The following is a 15,818-nucleotide window of genomic DNA, read 5'->3' as shown; positions in this document are numbered from 1 at the left end:
TGTGCGGGCGTCCGGTGGCCACCGACCGCGCGCTGGTGATGGCGATCGTCAACCGGACTCCGGACTCGTTCTACGACCGTGGCGCCAGCTTCGACGACACCGCTGCGCAGCGCCACGTCGACCGGGTGGTCGCCGAGGGCGCCGACATCATCGATGTCGGCGGGGTCAAGGCCGGGCCGGGTCGTGAGGTCGACGCGAGGACCGAGGCCGATCGCGTCGTCGGGATGATCTCGTGGATCCGGGATCGCCATCCCGACGTGCTGATCAGTGTCGACACCTGGCGAAGCGAGGTGGCCGACAAGGCATGCGCGGCGGGCGCCGACCTGATCAACGACACGTGGGCCGGCGTCGACCCCGAGGTCGTCTCCGTGGCCGCCGATCGGGGCGCGGGCATCGTCTGCTCGCACACGGGCGGGGCGGTGGTACGCACGCGGCCGCACCGGGTGGGATACGGGGACTCCGTCGACGCCGTGGTGGCCGATGTCATCGCCGAGGTGACCGCAGCGGCGGAGCGGGCGCTCGCCGCGGGGGTGCGCCGAGACTCGATCGTCATCGATCCGACGCACGATTTCGGGAAGAACACCCACCACGGGCTGGCTCTGTTACGCCACGTGAAAGATCTTGTTAACACGGGCTGGCCGGTGCTGATGGCGCTGAGCAACAAGGATTTCGTAGGGGAGACTCTGGGTACAGACCTAGAGCAACGGTTGGAAGGAACTCTGGCCGCGACGAGTCTGGCCGCCGCGCAAGGCGCCCGGATCTTTCGCGTTCACGAGGTCGCTGCCACCCGACGCGTGGTCGACATGGTCGCTGCCATCGCGGGAACGAGACCTCCCGCCCGAACAGTCAGGGGACTCGCATGACGAAGCAGCAGAAGCGACGGACGCCCAGCACCATCAGCAGTCGGGACAAGGCCGCGTTGTGGCCGACGGCCGCCCAGACCCTGGGCAATGAACAGCGCTGGTCGGCGACCCACACCTGGGAACAGCCGGACTGGACGATCGACGACCTCGTCGCCGCCAAGAACGGGCGCACGATCTCGGTCGTGCTGCCCGCCCTGAACGAGGAAGAGACCGTCGCCGATGTGATCGCCACGATCATGCCGTTGTACGGAACACTCGTCGACGAGGTGATCGTCCTCGACTCGGGCTCCACCGACGCCACCGCCGAACGTGCGCGGGCCGCCGGTGCCCAAGTGATCACGCGCGAGGAGGCGGTTCCCGAACTCGAGCCGGTGAAGGGCAAGGGTGAGGTGCTCTGGCGTTCGGTCGCGGTCGCCACGGGCGACATCATCGCCTTCGTCGACTCCGACCTCATCGATCCCGACCCGATGTTCGTGCCGAAGATGCTGGGACCGCTGCTGGTGAATCCGGAGATCCAGCTCGTGAAGGGTTACTACCGCCGCCCGCTGCGCACCGGTGGTACGCACGACGCCAACGGTGGCGGCCGCGTCACCGAACTGGTGGCACGTCCGCTGCTCGCCTCCCAGAAGCCGGACCTGACCGCGGTCCTCCAACCGCTCGGCGGCGAGTACGCCGGGACGAGGGAACTCCTGTCGTCGGTGCCGTTCGCGCCCGGGTACGGCGTCGAGATCGGGTTGCTGATCGACACCTACGACCGCTGCGGCATGGCCGGGATCGGTCAGGTCAATCTCGGTGTGCGGACCCACCGCAACCGGCCGCTGATCGAACTCGGCGTCATGAGCCGGCAGATCGTCGGGACGCTGATGCGTCGCTGCGGTATCGAGGACTCCGGCGTGGGGCTCACGCAGTTCACCGCCGAACCCGACGGGTCGTTCACGCCGCACACCACCGATGTCTACCTCGAGGACCGTCCGCCGATGAACACCGTGCGGGTGATGGGTGCCAAGGCCGAGGAGATGGCCTCGTAGACAGTTCCGGACTACGCCCGCCTCACGCGGACCCGACGGGCCACGACGCCGGCTCTGTCAGGATGTAGGGCATGCAGACGCTGTTGCTGTACCTGCTGATCATGGCCCTCGTCGTGGCGGCCGTCTTCGCCGTTGTCTGGTTCGTGTTCGGCCGTGGCGAGGACCTGCCACCCGTCGAACCCGACACCACGCTCACGCGCCTGCCGTCGGCGGGTATCAGTGGCGCGGACATCACCGCGCTCCGGTTCGCGCAGACCGCCCGCGGCTACAAGCAGAGCGAAGTCGACTGGGCGCTGGCACGTCTCGCCCGCGAGGTCGATGACCTGCGTTCGGTGATCGTTCGGCTGCGCGAGCGCGAGGCGGAATCGTCGGATCCCGGGACGTTCGTACCGCCGGAACACTGAATCCACGAGGTCGACGCGCCGCGCGTGTGGCGCTCTCGCGTTCGCGTGCGACCCGGACACGTATCATGTTCGGAGCAGGGACATTGAAGGGAGCTTGAGAATGGCGGCAATGAAGCCACGTACTGGGGACGGCCCCCTCGAAGCGGCCAAGGAAGGGCGTGGAATCGTTGTCCGGATTCCGATCGAGGGTGGAGGTCGTCTCGTCGTCGAGTTGACCGCCGACGAAGCCGCCGCACTGGGCGAGGAACTCCGCGGGGTCACCGGCTGAACCGGCCCCACGAGGGCAGTTCTGCTGAGGCCCGGGCGGACCCACCGACACCGCACCGGGCGCACCACCTCTCGGCTGTCGCCGGAGTCCTTCGATGCCCGGTCTGTACCGGAGCGCTCTCGGTCGTCGACACCTCGCTGCGTTGCCCTGACGCCCATTCTTTCGACATCGCCCGGCAGGGCTATGTCTCGTTGCTCGACGGTCGTTCCGGGGCACTACGCGCCGACACCGCCGCAATGGTCGCGGCCCGTGCCCGCGTGCACGACGCTGATTTCTTCGGGCCTGTCGTAGACGCCGTCGCCCGCCGCGCCGGCCAGTTCGACCCCACTGCCGAACGCCGCATCGTCCTCGACGCGGGTGCCGGTGGCGGACACCATCTTCGCGCCGCGGTCGCGGCCCTGTCGGGTTCTTCCTCGGATGCCGACGGTTCCGCTCTGGGCATCGGTGTCGATCTGTCCAAGTACTGTGCACGGGCGATCGCCCGCGGCCGGGGACCGCTCGCAGCCGTGGTCGCCGACGTCTGGCGGGGCCTACCCGTCGCCGATGACGCTGTGTCGGTGGTCCTCTCGGTGTTCGCACCCCGCAATGCCCCGGAGTTCGCCCGCGTGCTCACACCCGGCGGCGGCCTGATCGTCGTCAGCCCGGCGGCCGATCATCTCGCCGAGATCATCGAACCGATGCAGATGCTGCGGGTCGACTCGTCGAAGTCGGCGCGACTTCATGCCGCACTCGACGAGGGCTTCGATCTCGTCGACGAGACACCGTTGCGCTACACCAGGGAGATCGACGCGCAGACGATCGGCGATCTGGTTGCGATGGGCCCCTCGGCCTTCCACGCCGACGAAGCCGACATCCGCTCGCGCGCGGAAGCACTCGCCGGGGACGGCACGGTGCCGGTCACCGCGTCGGTGGTGGTGACGACGTGTCGCCCGGCGGCCGACCCGTCATCGCGACCTCAGCGGCGAACCGACTCGTAGACCTCCAGGGTCTGTTCGGCGATCGCTGCCCACGAGAACTCGGCCTCGGCGCGCTCACGGCCCGCCGAGCCCATGGCCGTCGCCGTGGCGGGATCCCCGACGACCGTGTTCACGGTGTCGGCGAGATCGTGCTCGAAGGTCTGCGGGTCGACGGGGTCGTAGCGCACGAGGCGCCCGGTGACGGCGTCGCGCACCACCTCGGGGATACCGCCGACCTCCGACGCCACCACCGCGGTACCGCAGGCCATGGCCTCGAGGTTGACGATACCCAGCGGCTCGTACACCGACGGGCACACGAAAACGGTTGCCGCGGTCAGGATCTCGCGAATGCGGGGGAGTGGGAGCATCTCGCGCACCCAGTGCACGCCGGGTCGTGACGCCGAGAGTTCGCCGACGGCGCTCTCGATCTCGGCGCCGATCTCGGGAGTGTCCGGCGCGCCGGCGCACAGGACGAGCTGGATGTCGGGATCGAAACGGTGGGCCGCGGCGACGAGGTGGGCGACGCCCTTCTGCCGGGTGATACGACCGACGAACGCGACGACGGGACGATCGGGATCGAGCCCGAGTGCCGTGGGCGTGGAGTCCGGGCCGAAGGGGTCGTCGACCGGATACCACTGGGTGGTGTCGATGCCGTTGCGCACCACGTGCACGCGTTCGGGGTCCAGGCGCGGGTAGGTGTCGCAGATCTCGGTGCGCATGCCCGCGCTGACCGCGATCACGGCGTCGGCGTACTCCACGGCGTTGCGTTCGACCCAGCTCGACACCCGGTAGCCGCCGCCGAGCTGTTCGGCCTTCCACGGCCGGGACGGCTCCAGGGAGTGGGCGGTGAGGATGTGCGGCACGTCGTAGAGCTGCGCCGCGAGATGTCCGGCGAGCCCGGTGTACCAGGTGTGCGAATGCACCACGTCGGCGTCCGCGGCGCCCACGGCCATCCGCAGGTCGGCCGAGAGCGTGGTGATGGCGGCGTTCGCACCGGCGAGGCCGGGGTCGGGCGAGTACACGTGCGCGGTCTCGCGCTCGGCACCCATGCAGTGCACGTCCACGGTCGCGAGATCGCGGAGGTGACGGACCAATTCGGTGACGTGGACGCCGGCGCCGCCGTACACCTCAGGTGGATACTCCCGTGTCATCATCGCCACCCGCATGTCCTCGACGCTAGTGCCATCGCGCAGAGTTCGCCATCGGGCCCGGCGGATGGCGCGGTGGGAGGAAGACAGCCGCTTCTTCCGGCCCGGTCACCTGGCCGACGCGGAAGATGGCGGTTAAGTTGAGGGGGTGAGATCTGAGCCGCACGTCCTCGGCATCGTCCTCGCAGGCGGCGAAGGTAAGCGTCTGTATCCGCTGACGATGGACCGCGCCAAACCCGCGGTGCCGTTCGGCGGCGCCTACCGGCTTATCGATTTCGTGTTGTCCAACCTGGTCAATGCCGGTTATGAGCGCATTTGCGTGCTGACACAATACAAGTCGCATTCACTCGACCGTCACATCTCGCAAACCTGGTGGACGTCGGGATTCCATGGCGAGTACATCACCCCGGTCCCGGCGCAGCAACGGCTCGGCCCGCGCTGGTTCACCGGCAGCGCCGACGCGATCTTCCAGTCGATGAACCTCATCTCCGACGAGCGGCCCGAGTACATCGTCGTGTTCGGCGCCGATCACGTGTACCGCATGGACCCCTCGCAGATGGTGGCCGCGCACATCGAGTCCGGCGCCGACGTCACCGTTGCCGGTATCCGGGTGCCTCGTGCCGAAGCCGTCGCCTTCGGTTGCATCGACTCCGACGAGAGCGGGAAGATCACCCGGTTCCTGGAGAAGCCGACCGACCCGCCGGGCACCCCGGACGATCCCGACGTGACCTTCGCGTCGATGGGCAATTACGTGTTCACCACCGAGGCCCTGGTCGACGCACTGCGGGCCGACGCGGCGGACTCCGATTCCGACCACGACATGGGTGGCGACATCATCCCGGCGTTCGTCCGACGCGACACGGCGTTCGTCTACGACTTCAAGGACAACCTGGTGCCCGGGGCGACCGAACGCGACACCGGATACTGGCGCGACGTGGGCACCCTGGACGCCTTCTACGAGGCCCACATGGACCTGGTGTCGGTGCATCCGATCTTCAATCTCTACAACGGTCGCTGGCCGATCCGCGGCGAGACCCACAACCTCCCGCCGGCCAAGTTCGTCCAGGGCGGTGTCGCCGAGGACTCCGTCGTCGGGTCCGGTTGCATCATCTCCGCTGGGACCGTGCGCAATTCGGTGTTGTCGTCGAATGTCATCGTCGAAGACGGGGCCCTCGTCGAGGGCAGCGTGTTGATGCCGGGCGTACGCGTCGGCAAGGGTGCCGTTGTCCGCAAGGCGATCCTCGACAAGAACGTCGTCGTCGGCGACGGTGAGCAGCTCGGCGTCGACGCGGCCGCGGACCGCGAGCGTTTCTCGGTCAGTGCCGGTGGCGTGGTGACCGTCGGCAAGAACATCCGGGTCCAGTCGACGGAATCCTGATCGGAGGGTCGGCGTCGGCGACCCTCCGTGGCGCGCTGCGCTCGTACCTCAGGGGGCGGTGGTGGCGGCCTCGATGAGGGTCGCGATGTCGTCGCCGACATCGGCGGGCAGGGCGTCGACCGGCCACCAGCGCAGGTCCACCGACTCCTCGCTGCGCACGAACTCGGGCAACCCGCCGTCGGGCGTCGCCGCCGCGATCACCCGGTAACGGACGTCGAGGTGACGCGTCGGGACGCCGAGCGAGCACGTGATCGGATGGGTGTGCAGGTGCACGATGCCGGCCCCCGGGTCACCGTCTCGGGACGTGTCGAGTTCGAGCCCGGGGATGCCGGACTCCTCCCGGGCCTCACGCAGTGCGGCGTCGGCGATCGTGGTGTCGGACGGCTCGCAGTGGCCGCCGAGCTGTATCCATCTGCCCACTCGGGGGTGCAGGGTCAGCAGGACGTGTCGGCGGTCGGCGTCGAAGACGATGGCCGACCCCGTGAGATGGCCTGCAGCGCAAGCACGTAGGCAGGCGTCGGGCGATGCCGCGAGGAATGCGAGGTAGGCGTGCCGCATGCTGTCCTGATGCGGATCGGGTGTCGCCCAACCGGTCAGGGCCTCCACCGCGGATGCGTGCAGCGATCGGGCGCTCACAGCTCGATCACCCAGTCCCGGGTCGGTGCGGCATCGCGCAGCGGCGCCGGGTGGCGCGGATGGCCGACGGCGACCGCCCCGAGCGGTTCCCAGGACGCGGGCAGATCGAGGACGCGACGGACGGTCGGCGCCGCGAAGATGGTGGATCCCACCCAGCAACTCCCGATCTCGCGGACCGACAGCGCGGTCAGCAAGGTGGCGACCGCGCCTCCGGCCGCGACCGTGAACATGGTGTGCTCGGCGGCGTTACGCCGGTCGTCGGGATACTCGTGCACGCCGTCGGGCACCAGGAACGGGATGACCAGTTCCGGGGCGTCGTAGAGGATCTGACCGCGACGCAGACGCTTGTCGATGGATTCCCGGGTCTTGGCATCGGATTCGAGGTCGGCGCGCCAGTCGTCGGTCATCGCGTCGAGCAGTTCGCGCCGTCGCGAGTCCGAGCGGACCCACACGAACCGGACGGGATGGGTGTGGTGCGGTGCCGGCGCGGTGAGGGCTTCGCCGAGGGCGGCCCGGAGGAGGTCGGGATCGACGGGACGGTCGTCGAAGGTGCGGACCGAGCGCCGCGTGCGGATCGCTTCCCGCCGACCCTGCGCGATGGCCTCCTCGGTGCCGAGCCGGAAGAGGTCCTCGTCGGGGGGTCGGATGAGGTCGGCCGCGGTCGTCCCGTTGTCGGCCGGGGCGAATCCGCGTACGACGGCGACCGGTACCGCGGCGAGCTTGCCTTTCACGAGATCGGCGGCCGCGGCGAGTTCGTCGGCGACCGCGATCTCGGTGACGACGAGGGGGTTGCCGTAGTCGTCCACGCCACCCTCGTAGGGGTGGGTGACGGCGATGCCCGCAGCGCCGATCGCCACATCGGTCTGACCCGTGCGCCAGGCGCGCCCCATCGTGTCGGTGATGAGCACCGCGACGTCGATGCCCGCGGCCTCGCCGATGGCGCGCCGCAACTGCGCGGCGCTGCGGTCGGGGTCCTCCGGGAGCAGCGCGAGCTGATCCGAACGTACGTTGGAACCGTCGACGCCCGCGGCGGCCTGAACCAGGCCCAGCCGGTTCTCGGTGATCAGGGTGCGGTTCTTGCGGGCGATCACACGCACCGATTCCGCCTCGACGAGCCGTCGGCGCAGCGCGTCGCGTTCCTCGGGGTCGGTCGGTGCGTCCACCATCCGCCCCTCGGCCTTGGAGATGATCTTGCTCGTGACCACCAGCACATCACCCGACTCCAACCACGGTGCGGCGGCGAGGATCTCGGCGGCGACATCGGAATCGGTGGTGAACTCCGGGAGGCCGGCGACCGGCCGGATGTCCAGACTGCCGGGAGCGCGATGATCCGGACGAGGTGTCACGCGGTGCCCGCATTCGCGTCGGGCAGGCGCACGTCGACCAATGCGCAGGCGGCGCGGACCATCTGGGCGGTCGCCGCGGGGTCGGTCATCAGCAGGGGAGCCGCGCCGACCGCGATGCCGTCGACGGACGCATGGTCGCCGTCGGCGATCAGCCAGCCGTCGAGAATGCCGTTCCCGCTGCGTGCGCCGTAGTGCTCGGCGATGCCCTGCGCCGAGGACTCGACACCGATCACCGACAGGCATTCGTCGGCCATGCCGCGCAGGGGCCGGTTGTCGATCACGGGCGAGATGCCGACCACCGGGGCCTTGGTCTGGCGGAGTGCGCTGCGCATCCCCGGGACGCTGACGATCGCGCCGATGCTCACGACGGGGTTCGACGGCGCCAGGAGGACGACGTCGGCCTCGGCGATCGCGTCGAGGACGCCGGGAGCTGGTGCGGTGTCATCCGATCCGACCTGGGCGAAACCGAACGACGGGATCTGGGCCCGGTGCCGTACCCACCACTCCTGGAAGTGGATCGCCACGCGTTCGCCGTCCTCGGCATCGGGCTTCGCGACGACCACGTGCGTCTCGTGCCGGTCGTCGGTGACCGGCAGCAGACGAACGCCGGGACTCCATCGCCGGCACAGGGCGGCGGTGACATCGGACAGGCGGTAGCCCGCGTCGAGCATCTGGGTGCGGATCAGGTGCGTCGCGAGGTCGCGGTCACCGAGGCCGAACCAGTCCGGGTCGGCTCCGTAGGCTGCGAGTTCGTCCTTGGCATGCCAGGATTCGTCGCGCCTGCCCCAACCGCGCTCGGGGTCGATGCCGCCGCCGAGCGTGTACATGCAGGTGTCGAGATCAGGGCAGATCCGCACGCCGTGCATCCATGCGTCGTCGCCGACGTTCACGATCGCGGTGATGTCGTGGTCGGTCGGGTGGGTTGCCGACGCATCGTCCTGGGGGAGCGGGAACGCCGTCGGACCGAGCAGTTCGCGCAGTCCGAGGAGGAATCGTGCTCCTCCGACGCCCCCGACGAGTACGGTCACCTTCACAGCAGGTATCCCTTCACACCGCCACTCTAGTGGGCGGCGTGCGACGGTGGTCAGCGGCTGTCGGCGAGGACCTCGACGTCGGGACGATCGCCGGATCGGTGTGAGATTCGTAGCGCTCTGCACGCAATGTCGTGTCGAGTCACACTGATGTCGGATCCCGGTGGTATTAGGGAATCTTTGACTTCAACTTGACCGCGACCGCCTCTGGCGTGTGTAATCACATCAGTGTCATTCCGAGTTTGAGATCGAGAACCTTCGAGATCGAAAACCGCTGGACTCCAACGGATTCGATCATGTGTTCGAACTCGGGTGAGGGTCGGTACCGGCACTTCGCGGGCCGTCGCTCGGGCGCTGTGTACGAATGGTGAGGGTGGTTTCCCGACCCGTAGTACTAGTGGTGTGGCAACAGTGGTGGGTGCGGCGCACAGGCCGTGTTCGCAGAGGACGCAGAAACTACCAACATCCCGAGCTAGGAGGCGCCGACGATGGCTTTGGAAAACCCGATCGGCAATCCGCTTGAACCACATGATCGCCCGCAATTCATTGCCGAGTTCAACACCCTTGGCCCCGTTGACGATTCGATGATCGGCGGCACCGCTGTCGCTCCGCTCACCGGATTCGGGACCAACCTCGCCGCGCCGGTGGAGCATCCCGCCGACGACGCGGACCAGAGCCGCCGTCATCTCTCGTTGGTTCCCAACGACTTCGACGATCTCTTCGACGCCGTCGAGGAGCAGTGGCAGGACCGCGCGCTCTGTGCGCAGACCGACCCCGAGGCGTTCTTCCCCGAGAAGGGCGGATCGACGCGCGAGGCCAAGCGGATCTGCCAGGGGTGCGAGGTGAAGTCCGAGTGCCTCGAGTACGCATTGCACAACGACGAACGGTTCGGCATCTGGGGCGGACTGTCCGAACGTGAGCGCCGTCGCCTCAAGCGCGGCATCATCTGAACGAACGCTCGCCGGACTCCCGGCGGCGCATCACCATCTCCGGCGTCCGGGACCCTCGGGTCCACACAGGCACGCCTATCGACCGCGGATCACTCTGGTCCGCGGTCGATGGTGTCTTCGTCGACGCCCAGATGGGTCGCCACCTGCTGCACGAGGACCTCGTGGATCAGGTCCAGCAACTCGGTACCCTTCTTCGCCCGGGCCTCCAGAGGGCGTCGGAAGAGGATGATCTGCGCCCGCGTCGGCGCTCCGCTGACGTCCATTCCCGCCGGGATCAGCCGTGCCAGCGGTACGGCACCGTCGGCGGTCACCTCGTCGGGCCACTCGACGGTCTCCGGATCCTTGGGGAGCAACCGGGGGATCTCGTCCACCGCGATGTCGAGGCCGGCGATCTGGTCATGCCACTGGGCATCGATCTCGGCGAAGGCCTCGAGGGCCACCGCGTCGAACTCGTCGGAACGGCTGTTGTGTGCGGGCACGCCCTGCGGTAGCAACGGCGAGCGAAGCCCGCGTCCACGTCGGTCGCGATGACGACCCGCGCGGCGTCGACCCCGCCGCGGCCCCGGCAAACCGGATGCGCCGCGAGGAGTCGGCTTGGGGTCGATACGCATGGCGAGAGTGTAGGAGGTCGGATGAACCCGTGTCTCGTCCGGTCGCCGTCCTCGTGAGCGTGTCGCCGACGTGGTTGCCGGCGCCGAGGGCTAATCTCGTCACGTGAAGCTTCCCCGTCTGTGCTGCCGACCCGGCTGCGCCCGATCTGCGGTGGCTACCCTGACCTTCGTCTACGCGGAGTCGACCGCGGTCATCGGTCCGCTCGCGACGTCGGACGAGCCGCACTCCTGGGATCTGTGCGACGACCACGCCCGACGCATCACGGTTCCGCGGGGCTGGGAGATGCTGCGCAGCGAGCGTGGCTTCTCCGCGCCGCCTGCCGAGGACCAGGAACTGACGGCACTGGCCGAGGCGGTCCGGGAGGCCGGCGCGGTCGCAGGCGGCGGACGCCCGCGCTTCGTCGACCGTGGTCCGGTCGACACGCTCGACGCCTTCGACGACCCGCGTTTCGCCGGGATGGGCCCGGACGGGCCCGTCGAGCGCGCTCGACAGCAGTTCGACGCGACCGGAGGTGGATTCGGATCCGTCGAGGACCGTCGCTCCGGACGGCACCGCGCGGGGCCCGTCGATCCGCCGTCGCAGTCCGCTCCGGGCTCCGGTGCGCCGCGTCATCAGACGCGTCCTCGCCCGGGTCGACGCGGTCATCTCCGGGTGCTGCCGGACCCGGTCGACTGACCGGTCATCACCACGCGGGGGGCGTGGAACCCGTTGTCGCCGTCGGGGGTGACCACTTCGGTGGGGCGGATTGCGTCGCGGACTCCACGCTTACGGGGACAGTGCCTCGTACGTGCGCGCCGACCCGGCGAGCTGGCTACCCTGGTGACATGCGCACCGGTTTCCCCGACCTCGACAACGCCGAGGAGCTGATCTCGGCCGACGTCGACGGGTTGCTGAGGGCCGTTGCCCTCGCCGGCGCCCAGGTTCGTGCGGTGGCGGAGGCGGTGCGCGAAGGCGTCCTGGCGCCGCTCGCCGATCTGCGTCCCCGGAGCGTGGTCGTCGTCCACGGGTCGAGCGGTGTGTCGCACCGCGCGGCGGAGTTCGCGGTGGCGACGCTGGCCTCCCGGGTGGACGTGCCGGTGGTCAGCGGCCCGGTGCTCCCCGGCTGGACGGGCCCGCTCGACGTGGTCGTGGTGGCCGGCGATGACGCAGGCGACATGGCCCTCGCCGACGCCGCGGCCCGCGCGCTTCGCCGCCGCGCCGAGGTGGTCGTCATCGCGCCGATCGCGGGACCCCTGCAGGATGCGCTGGGCGGCAACGCCATCGATCTCTCACCGCGATTCGACATCGAGCCGCGCTTCCGTTTCGTGGGTTTCGCCGCCGCGCTGCTCGCCGTGTTCCGGGCGCTCACCCAGGTGCGCTTCACCGGTGCGGCCCCCGAACTCGACGACCTGGCCGACGCGCTGGACGCCGAGGCCTCCGCGGGCCATCCCGACCGAGACGCGTTCCGCAACCGTGCCAAGTCGCTCGCCCTGCGCGTCCAGGGTCGTCCCACCGTGTGGACCGCGGACAGTCCGGGCGGTGCGGTCATCGCCCGCCACGCGGCTTCAGGCTTGGTCGGCCTGTCCGGAATCGTCAGCGCGGCAGCCGAACTCGCGGATGTGTCGCGGATGACCCAGCTGTTGGCTGCGCGCGGTGATGCCGCGCCGGCCGCGGACTCGATCTTCTACGATCCCGACTTCGACGGCCCGCCGCAGTCGACCGCTCCCCGTGTGCAGGTCGTCTCGACCGCGCGCCGTGAGTGGTACACCCGGCAACGGGTCACGGGGCTGGGCGACGTCGATCTGCTGGTCGGTGGCGAACCGGCCGAGGGGGTGCCGGCCGCCGGGGGCGGGGCCGGACAGCAGTGGGATGACCGGCGTCCGGCGCCGGGGGAGGATCCGGTGGCCGACGGCCCGGGGGACATGCTGGATTTCCTGATCGTGGCACTACGGATCGAGATGGCGGCGGTGTACCTCCGTCTGGTTGGGAACACGATGCAATGAGGATCATCGACGGTGTGGTGCGCCCCTACGCGTGGGGTTCTCGTACGGCCATCGCGTCCATGCAGGGCAGGCCGGTGCCGTCCGCGCATCCAGAGGCCGAACTGTGGTTCGGTTCCCATCCGGCGGGCTCGGCCCGATGTGTCGACGTCGCCGGTGTCGGCCAAGACCTCGTCGACGTCATCGACGCCGATCCGATCGGCAGCCTCGGACCGTCCTGCACCGCCGCGTTCGGCGACCGGCTCCCGTTCCTGCTGAAGGTCCTGGCCGCGGATGAGCCGCTGTCGCTGCAGGCCCATCCGTCGGCGGAGCAGGCGCGCGCGGGTTTCGAGCGGGAGAACGCTCGCGGCGTCGCCCTCGATGCACGGGATCGGAACTACCGCGATCCCTGGCACAAACCAGAACTGATCGTCGCCACCACACCGTTCGACGCGCTGGCGGGTTTCCGCGCACCCGAGCAGACCATCCGGTTGCTTCGTGAACTGCAGGTCAGTGCACTCGACCCATATCTGGGGATGCTTGCCGGACAACCTGATTCGGAGGGTCTGCGAGCCCTGTTCACCACATGGCTCACGCTGCCGGAGTCGCTGCTGCGGCAGCTGGTGCCCGCCGTGCTCGGCGGGGCGGTCGATGCGCTGAGCGCGGGGGAGTCCGAGTTCACGGCCGAGCTGCGCACGGTGTGTGAACTCGGCGAGGCGTATCCGAATGACCCGGGTGTGCTGGCCTCGCTGCTGCTCAACAACATCCACCTCGAACCCGGCCAGGGCTTGTATCTCGCAGCGGGCAATCTCCATGCCTATCTCCGCGGCACCGGCGTGGAGATCATGGCCAACTCGGACAACGTGTTGCGCGGCGGTCTGACGCCCAAGCACATCGACGTCCCCGAACTGCTGCGCGTCCTGGACTTCACGCCCGTCGATGTCGCCGCACTGTCGCCCCAGGTCCGGACCATCGGTGCCGAACGTGTCTATCTCACCCCGGCGCCCGAGTTCCGTTTGTCGCGAATCGAACTGGACGGCACCGGCCTTCGGCATGCCTCGTCGATCTGCTTCGACATGCCGGGGCCCCAGATCCTGGCCGTCCTCAGCGGCGCGGTGGAGGTACGGCCTGCGGGCGGTGCGCCGTTGACGGTCAGCGCGGGCCGGGCGATGTGGATCACCGACGACGATCCGGACGTCATCGTTCGCGCGGCATCGGCTCGGGCGGTGTTCTATCGCGCACTGGTCCCGGTTGCCGCGGACGCCAGCCCAGGAGTACCACCATCATTCGCCTCCGCCTCCGAGTAGGCCGGTCCGCGCCGCCCCGGACCGCACCCGGGGTCGCGGAACCTCAGCGCCGGAGCGGTTGTGCCTGTGAGGTCGCCGCCGGTTCGGGGTACCCGCCGATCAGATTCCACTCGTCCGGGGTCGCCACCATCGTCACCAGCACCGGCTGACCGCCCACGTCGAGCGTGATGTCCTGCGGTGTCCGCGGGTTCTGCCGGAGCGCGACCGTCGCACCGTCGGCGGGGTCAGACAGACCGGGGGCCACGACGATCATCCGCGTGGTGTCGGGCTGGGGAGGGGGCGGAGACACTCCGTCCACGATGATCAGCGCGGGTCCGGCCCGGGTCGGCGTCCGGTCCGCGGCAAGGGACAAGGCGCTCGGGTCGCCCACCGCGGTGACCAGCGGCGTCCACCGGTGGGGCCGGTCGGTGTGTACGCGCACCGCCGCGCCGACGGCGACGGCCCGCAGGGCGATCTGGGCCACGACATGGATGCCCGCGGCGACCGAGACGGTCGGGATCCCCGGCCCGACCAACCGGGTGGCCACGGCCCGGCCCGCGTGGTCGGCGCCGATGAGCTGGCCGCAACCGCCTGCGGGCAGGCGTGTCGATGACAGGAACGCCTCGGCGTCCGGTCCGGTGACCGACGGTACGTTGCGGTCCAACCTGCCAGGTGTGGCTATCGGCAGGCTGACGGCGAGTGCGTCGAACTGGCGTCCGTCGAGTGGTACCAGACCCGCCGGCCATTCGCTGAGAGCCCGCGCAGCGGTGGGGAATTCGTTGAATCGGACGAAGCCGGACACCTCCACCGTCGCGCGGTCGGCTCGGCGCCGGAGCTCGGCGTCGACGTGACGGAGCCGGAGGGTGACCGTCGTGGAGACCGCGGGATTGACCCAGATGGTGCGCAGGACGTCGGGCAGGGCCGCGGGTTCGATGGCGGCACTGCGCATCTGCAGGCCGGTGACGCCGACGGAATCCCACTCCTCCGACAACGACTCCAGGGGCGCGCCCTCGGTCAGCTGAGTGGTGATGGCGGTGATCTGGGCGGCGGACAGGATCGTCGTCGACAGACCCTTCTCCGCAAGTCTCTTCGCCACCCGGCGGGTGGTGATGGTCGCAGTCCGCAACGCGCCGGTCGCACCGCCGCCACGACGTGCCACGGCATCGGCACAGTCGAGCGGGTTGAGGCGGAGAACCACCAGCACGGACCGCTGGGCGGTCGCCGACAACGGACCGAGCGTGCGTTCGTAGGTCGACGGGGCGACACCCGAACCCCACACGCGCACACCGTGACTGATCACCTCGATCGAGCTGAGCTGGATGTCGTAGGGATTTATGCACTCGGCCAGGACGTCGAGCGGCACCACCTGGCCGGTCTCGTCGCCCAGGGTGTTGTTCCCCGGGGTCAGATAGGTGACCGCCGGTGCGCCCGGATCGACCCGGACGACCGTCACGAGTGTGTCCCCGACCCAGCGCGCGCCGATGGTGGTCGGGGCCGACGACCGGCGGGCCGCGGCGTGCGCCGCCGGTGCGGGTAGTGGGATGTCGAACGGCGCAGGTGCGAGGTCGGTGTGATCGCGGCGCGTCCTCGACCAGGAGAACAACAGTCGCCCGCCGGCACGGCCGAACAGCGACCGGCGGCCGCCGATCGACACCAGCCCGGCCGCGCCGAGCGCTGCGACGACGAGGGCCGACATCCCCCACATGTGACCGGACAACGCCCAGGCCGCCAACCCGGTGGCGAGGATCACCTCGATCACCACGAACGTGCGCAGTCCCATCGCGCGCGTGTTCCGATCCACGGTTCGACCCCCTCGATCACCGTCGCCGATCGCCTGTCGACCCGCAGCTCGCGGGTGTGCACAGGCAGTGGAGCCCCACACGTCGGGGGCCCGGTTGTCGGTTAGGCTACTACCGCGCGGCAGGGGGTATGCCGCAGGAGATCACAACCCTTC

At 69.5% G+C, this 15,818-nt stretch carries 16 protein-coding genes; 10 read left to right on the top strand and 6 right to left on the bottom strand.

Going from position 1 to position 15,818, the window contains the following annotated elements:
- Positions 1-38: 38 nt before the first annotated feature.
- From folP to ACSUZC_RS15900, 5 genes are all read left to right on the top strand, one after another.
- Positions 39-863, top strand: coding sequence for a dihydropteroate synthase (gene folP / locus ACSUZC_RS15920; RefSeq protein ID WP_439033148.1), 825 nt, complete (start codon positions 39-41; stop codon positions 861-863).
- On the top strand, positions 860-1,891 hold the full coding sequence (locus ACSUZC_RS15915; protein ID WP_439029478.1) for a glucosyl-3-phosphoglycerate synthase: 1,032 nt from the start codon (positions 860-862) through the stop codon (positions 1,889-1,891). The genes folP and ACSUZC_RS15915 overlap by 4 nt, the downstream gene beginning before the upstream one ends.
- A gap of 71 nt (positions 1,892-1,962) precedes the next feature.
- Positions 1,963-2,295 carry a DivIVA domain-containing protein gene (locus tag ACSUZC_RS15910; protein ID WP_439029477.1) on the top strand — a complete coding sequence of 111 codons (333 nt, stop codon included), beginning with the start codon at positions 1,963-1,965 and terminating at the stop codon, positions 2,293-2,295.
- Positions 2,296-2,395: 100 nt separating this feature from the next.
- Positions 2,396-2,563, top strand: coding sequence for a DUF3117 domain-containing protein (locus tag ACSUZC_RS15905; RefSeq protein WP_004019232.1), 168 nt, complete (start codon positions 2,396-2,398; stop codon positions 2,561-2,563).
- Positions 2,560-3,540, top strand: a complete 981-nt coding sequence (locus tag ACSUZC_RS15900; protein WP_439033147.1) for a putative RNA methyltransferase — start codon at positions 2,560-2,562, stop codon at positions 3,538-3,540. The genes ACSUZC_RS15905 and ACSUZC_RS15900 overlap by 4 nt, the downstream gene beginning before the upstream one ends.
- Here ACSUZC_RS15900 and glgA read toward each other — a convergent pair.
- Positions 3,519-4,685 carry a glycogen synthase gene (gene glgA, locus ACSUZC_RS15895; protein ID WP_439029476.1) on the bottom strand — a complete coding sequence of 389 codons (1,167 nt, stop codon included), beginning with the start codon at positions 4,683-4,685 and terminating at the stop codon, positions 3,519-3,521. The genes ACSUZC_RS15900 and glgA overlap by 22 nt on opposite strands.
- A 130-nt stretch (positions 4,686-4,815) precedes the next feature.
- On the opposite strand from glgA, the gene glgC reads away from it, so the two are divergent.
- A complete protein-coding gene (glgC, locus tag ACSUZC_RS15890; RefSeq protein WP_439029475.1) occupies positions 4,816-6,045 on the top strand; it encodes a glucose-1-phosphate adenylyltransferase in 1,230 nt (409 codons plus the stop codon).
- Between the two features lie 48 nt (positions 6,046-6,093).
- On the opposite strand, the gene ACSUZC_RS15885 is transcribed toward glgC, so the two are convergent.
- From ACSUZC_RS15885 to cofD, 3 genes are read right to left on the bottom strand one after another with little or no spacing between them, the layout of a single operon-like run.
- Entirely contained in the window at positions 6,094-6,681 is a 588-nt protein-coding gene (locus ACSUZC_RS15885) for an NUDIX hydrolase (RefSeq protein WP_439029474.1), read from the bottom strand.
- Positions 6,678-8,027 (bottom strand): coenzyme F420-0:L-glutamate ligase, encoded by a 1,350-nt coding sequence (locus tag ACSUZC_RS15880; RefSeq protein WP_439029473.1) that lies wholly within the window; start codon positions 8,025-8,027, stop codon positions 6,678-6,680. The genes ACSUZC_RS15885 and ACSUZC_RS15880 overlap by 4 nt, the downstream gene beginning before the upstream one ends.
- Positions 8,024-9,061, bottom strand: coding sequence for a 2-phospho-L-lactate transferase (gene cofD / locus ACSUZC_RS15875; protein WP_439029472.1), 1,038 nt, complete (start codon positions 9,059-9,061; stop codon positions 8,024-8,026). Before cofD ends, ACSUZC_RS15880 begins: the two co-directional genes overlap by 4 nt.
- A 689-nt stretch (positions 9,062-9,750) precedes the next feature.
- Here cofD and ACSUZC_RS15870 point away from each other — a divergent pair.
- Positions 9,751-10,008 carry a WhiB family transcriptional regulator gene (locus ACSUZC_RS15870; protein WP_171011557.1) on the top strand — a complete coding sequence of 86 codons (258 nt, stop codon included), beginning with the start codon at positions 9,751-9,753 and terminating at the stop codon, positions 10,006-10,008.
- A gap of 89 nt (positions 10,009-10,097) precedes the next feature.
- Here ACSUZC_RS15870 and ACSUZC_RS15865 read toward each other — a convergent pair whose 3' ends face one another.
- Positions 10,098-10,619, bottom strand: coding sequence for a metallopeptidase family protein (locus tag ACSUZC_RS15865; protein WP_439029471.1), 522 nt, complete (start codon positions 10,617-10,619; stop codon positions 10,098-10,100).
- A gap of 103 nt (positions 10,620-10,722) precedes the next feature.
- Here ACSUZC_RS15865 and ACSUZC_RS15860 point away from each other — a divergent pair, with 103 nt between their 5' ends.
- The 3 genes from ACSUZC_RS15860 to manA all read left to right on the top strand — a co-directional run bounded on the left by ACSUZC_RS15860 (position 10,723) and on the right by manA (position 13,885).
- Complete coding sequence (locus ACSUZC_RS15860) at positions 10,723-11,295, top strand: DUF3499 domain-containing protein (protein WP_439029470.1); 573 nt, start codon at positions 10,723-10,725, stop codon at positions 11,293-11,295.
- A 149-nt stretch (positions 11,296-11,444) separates the two neighbouring features.
- Complete coding sequence (locus tag ACSUZC_RS15855) at positions 11,445-12,602, top strand: hypothetical protein (protein ID WP_439029469.1); 1,158 nt, start codon at positions 11,445-11,447, stop codon at positions 12,600-12,602.
- Positions 12,599-13,885: a mannose-6-phosphate isomerase, class I gene (gene manA, locus ACSUZC_RS15850; RefSeq protein WP_439029468.1), complete on the top strand. Its 1,287-nt coding sequence runs from the start codon at positions 12,599-12,601 to the stop codon at positions 13,883-13,885. Before ACSUZC_RS15855 ends, manA begins: the two co-directional genes overlap by 4 nt.
- A 43-nt stretch (positions 13,886-13,928) precedes the next feature.
- On the opposite strand, the gene eccE is transcribed toward manA, so the two are convergent.
- The gene (gene eccE, locus ACSUZC_RS15845) at positions 13,929-15,665 is read right to left on the bottom strand and encodes a type VII secretion protein EccE (protein WP_439029467.1); all 1,737 of its coding nucleotides are present in this window, start codon (positions 15,663-15,665) and stop codon (positions 13,929-13,931) included.
- Between the last annotated feature and the right edge of the window lie 153 nt (positions 15,666-15,818).

This window comes from Gordonia terrae, from assembly GCF_051789125.1.
GTDB lineage: Bacteria > Actinomycetota > Actinomycetes > Mycobacteriales > Mycobacteriaceae > Gordonia > Gordonia terrae_A.
Note: the sequence above shows the minus strand (reverse complement) of the source record. Positions and strands in the feature narration are given on the sequence as shown.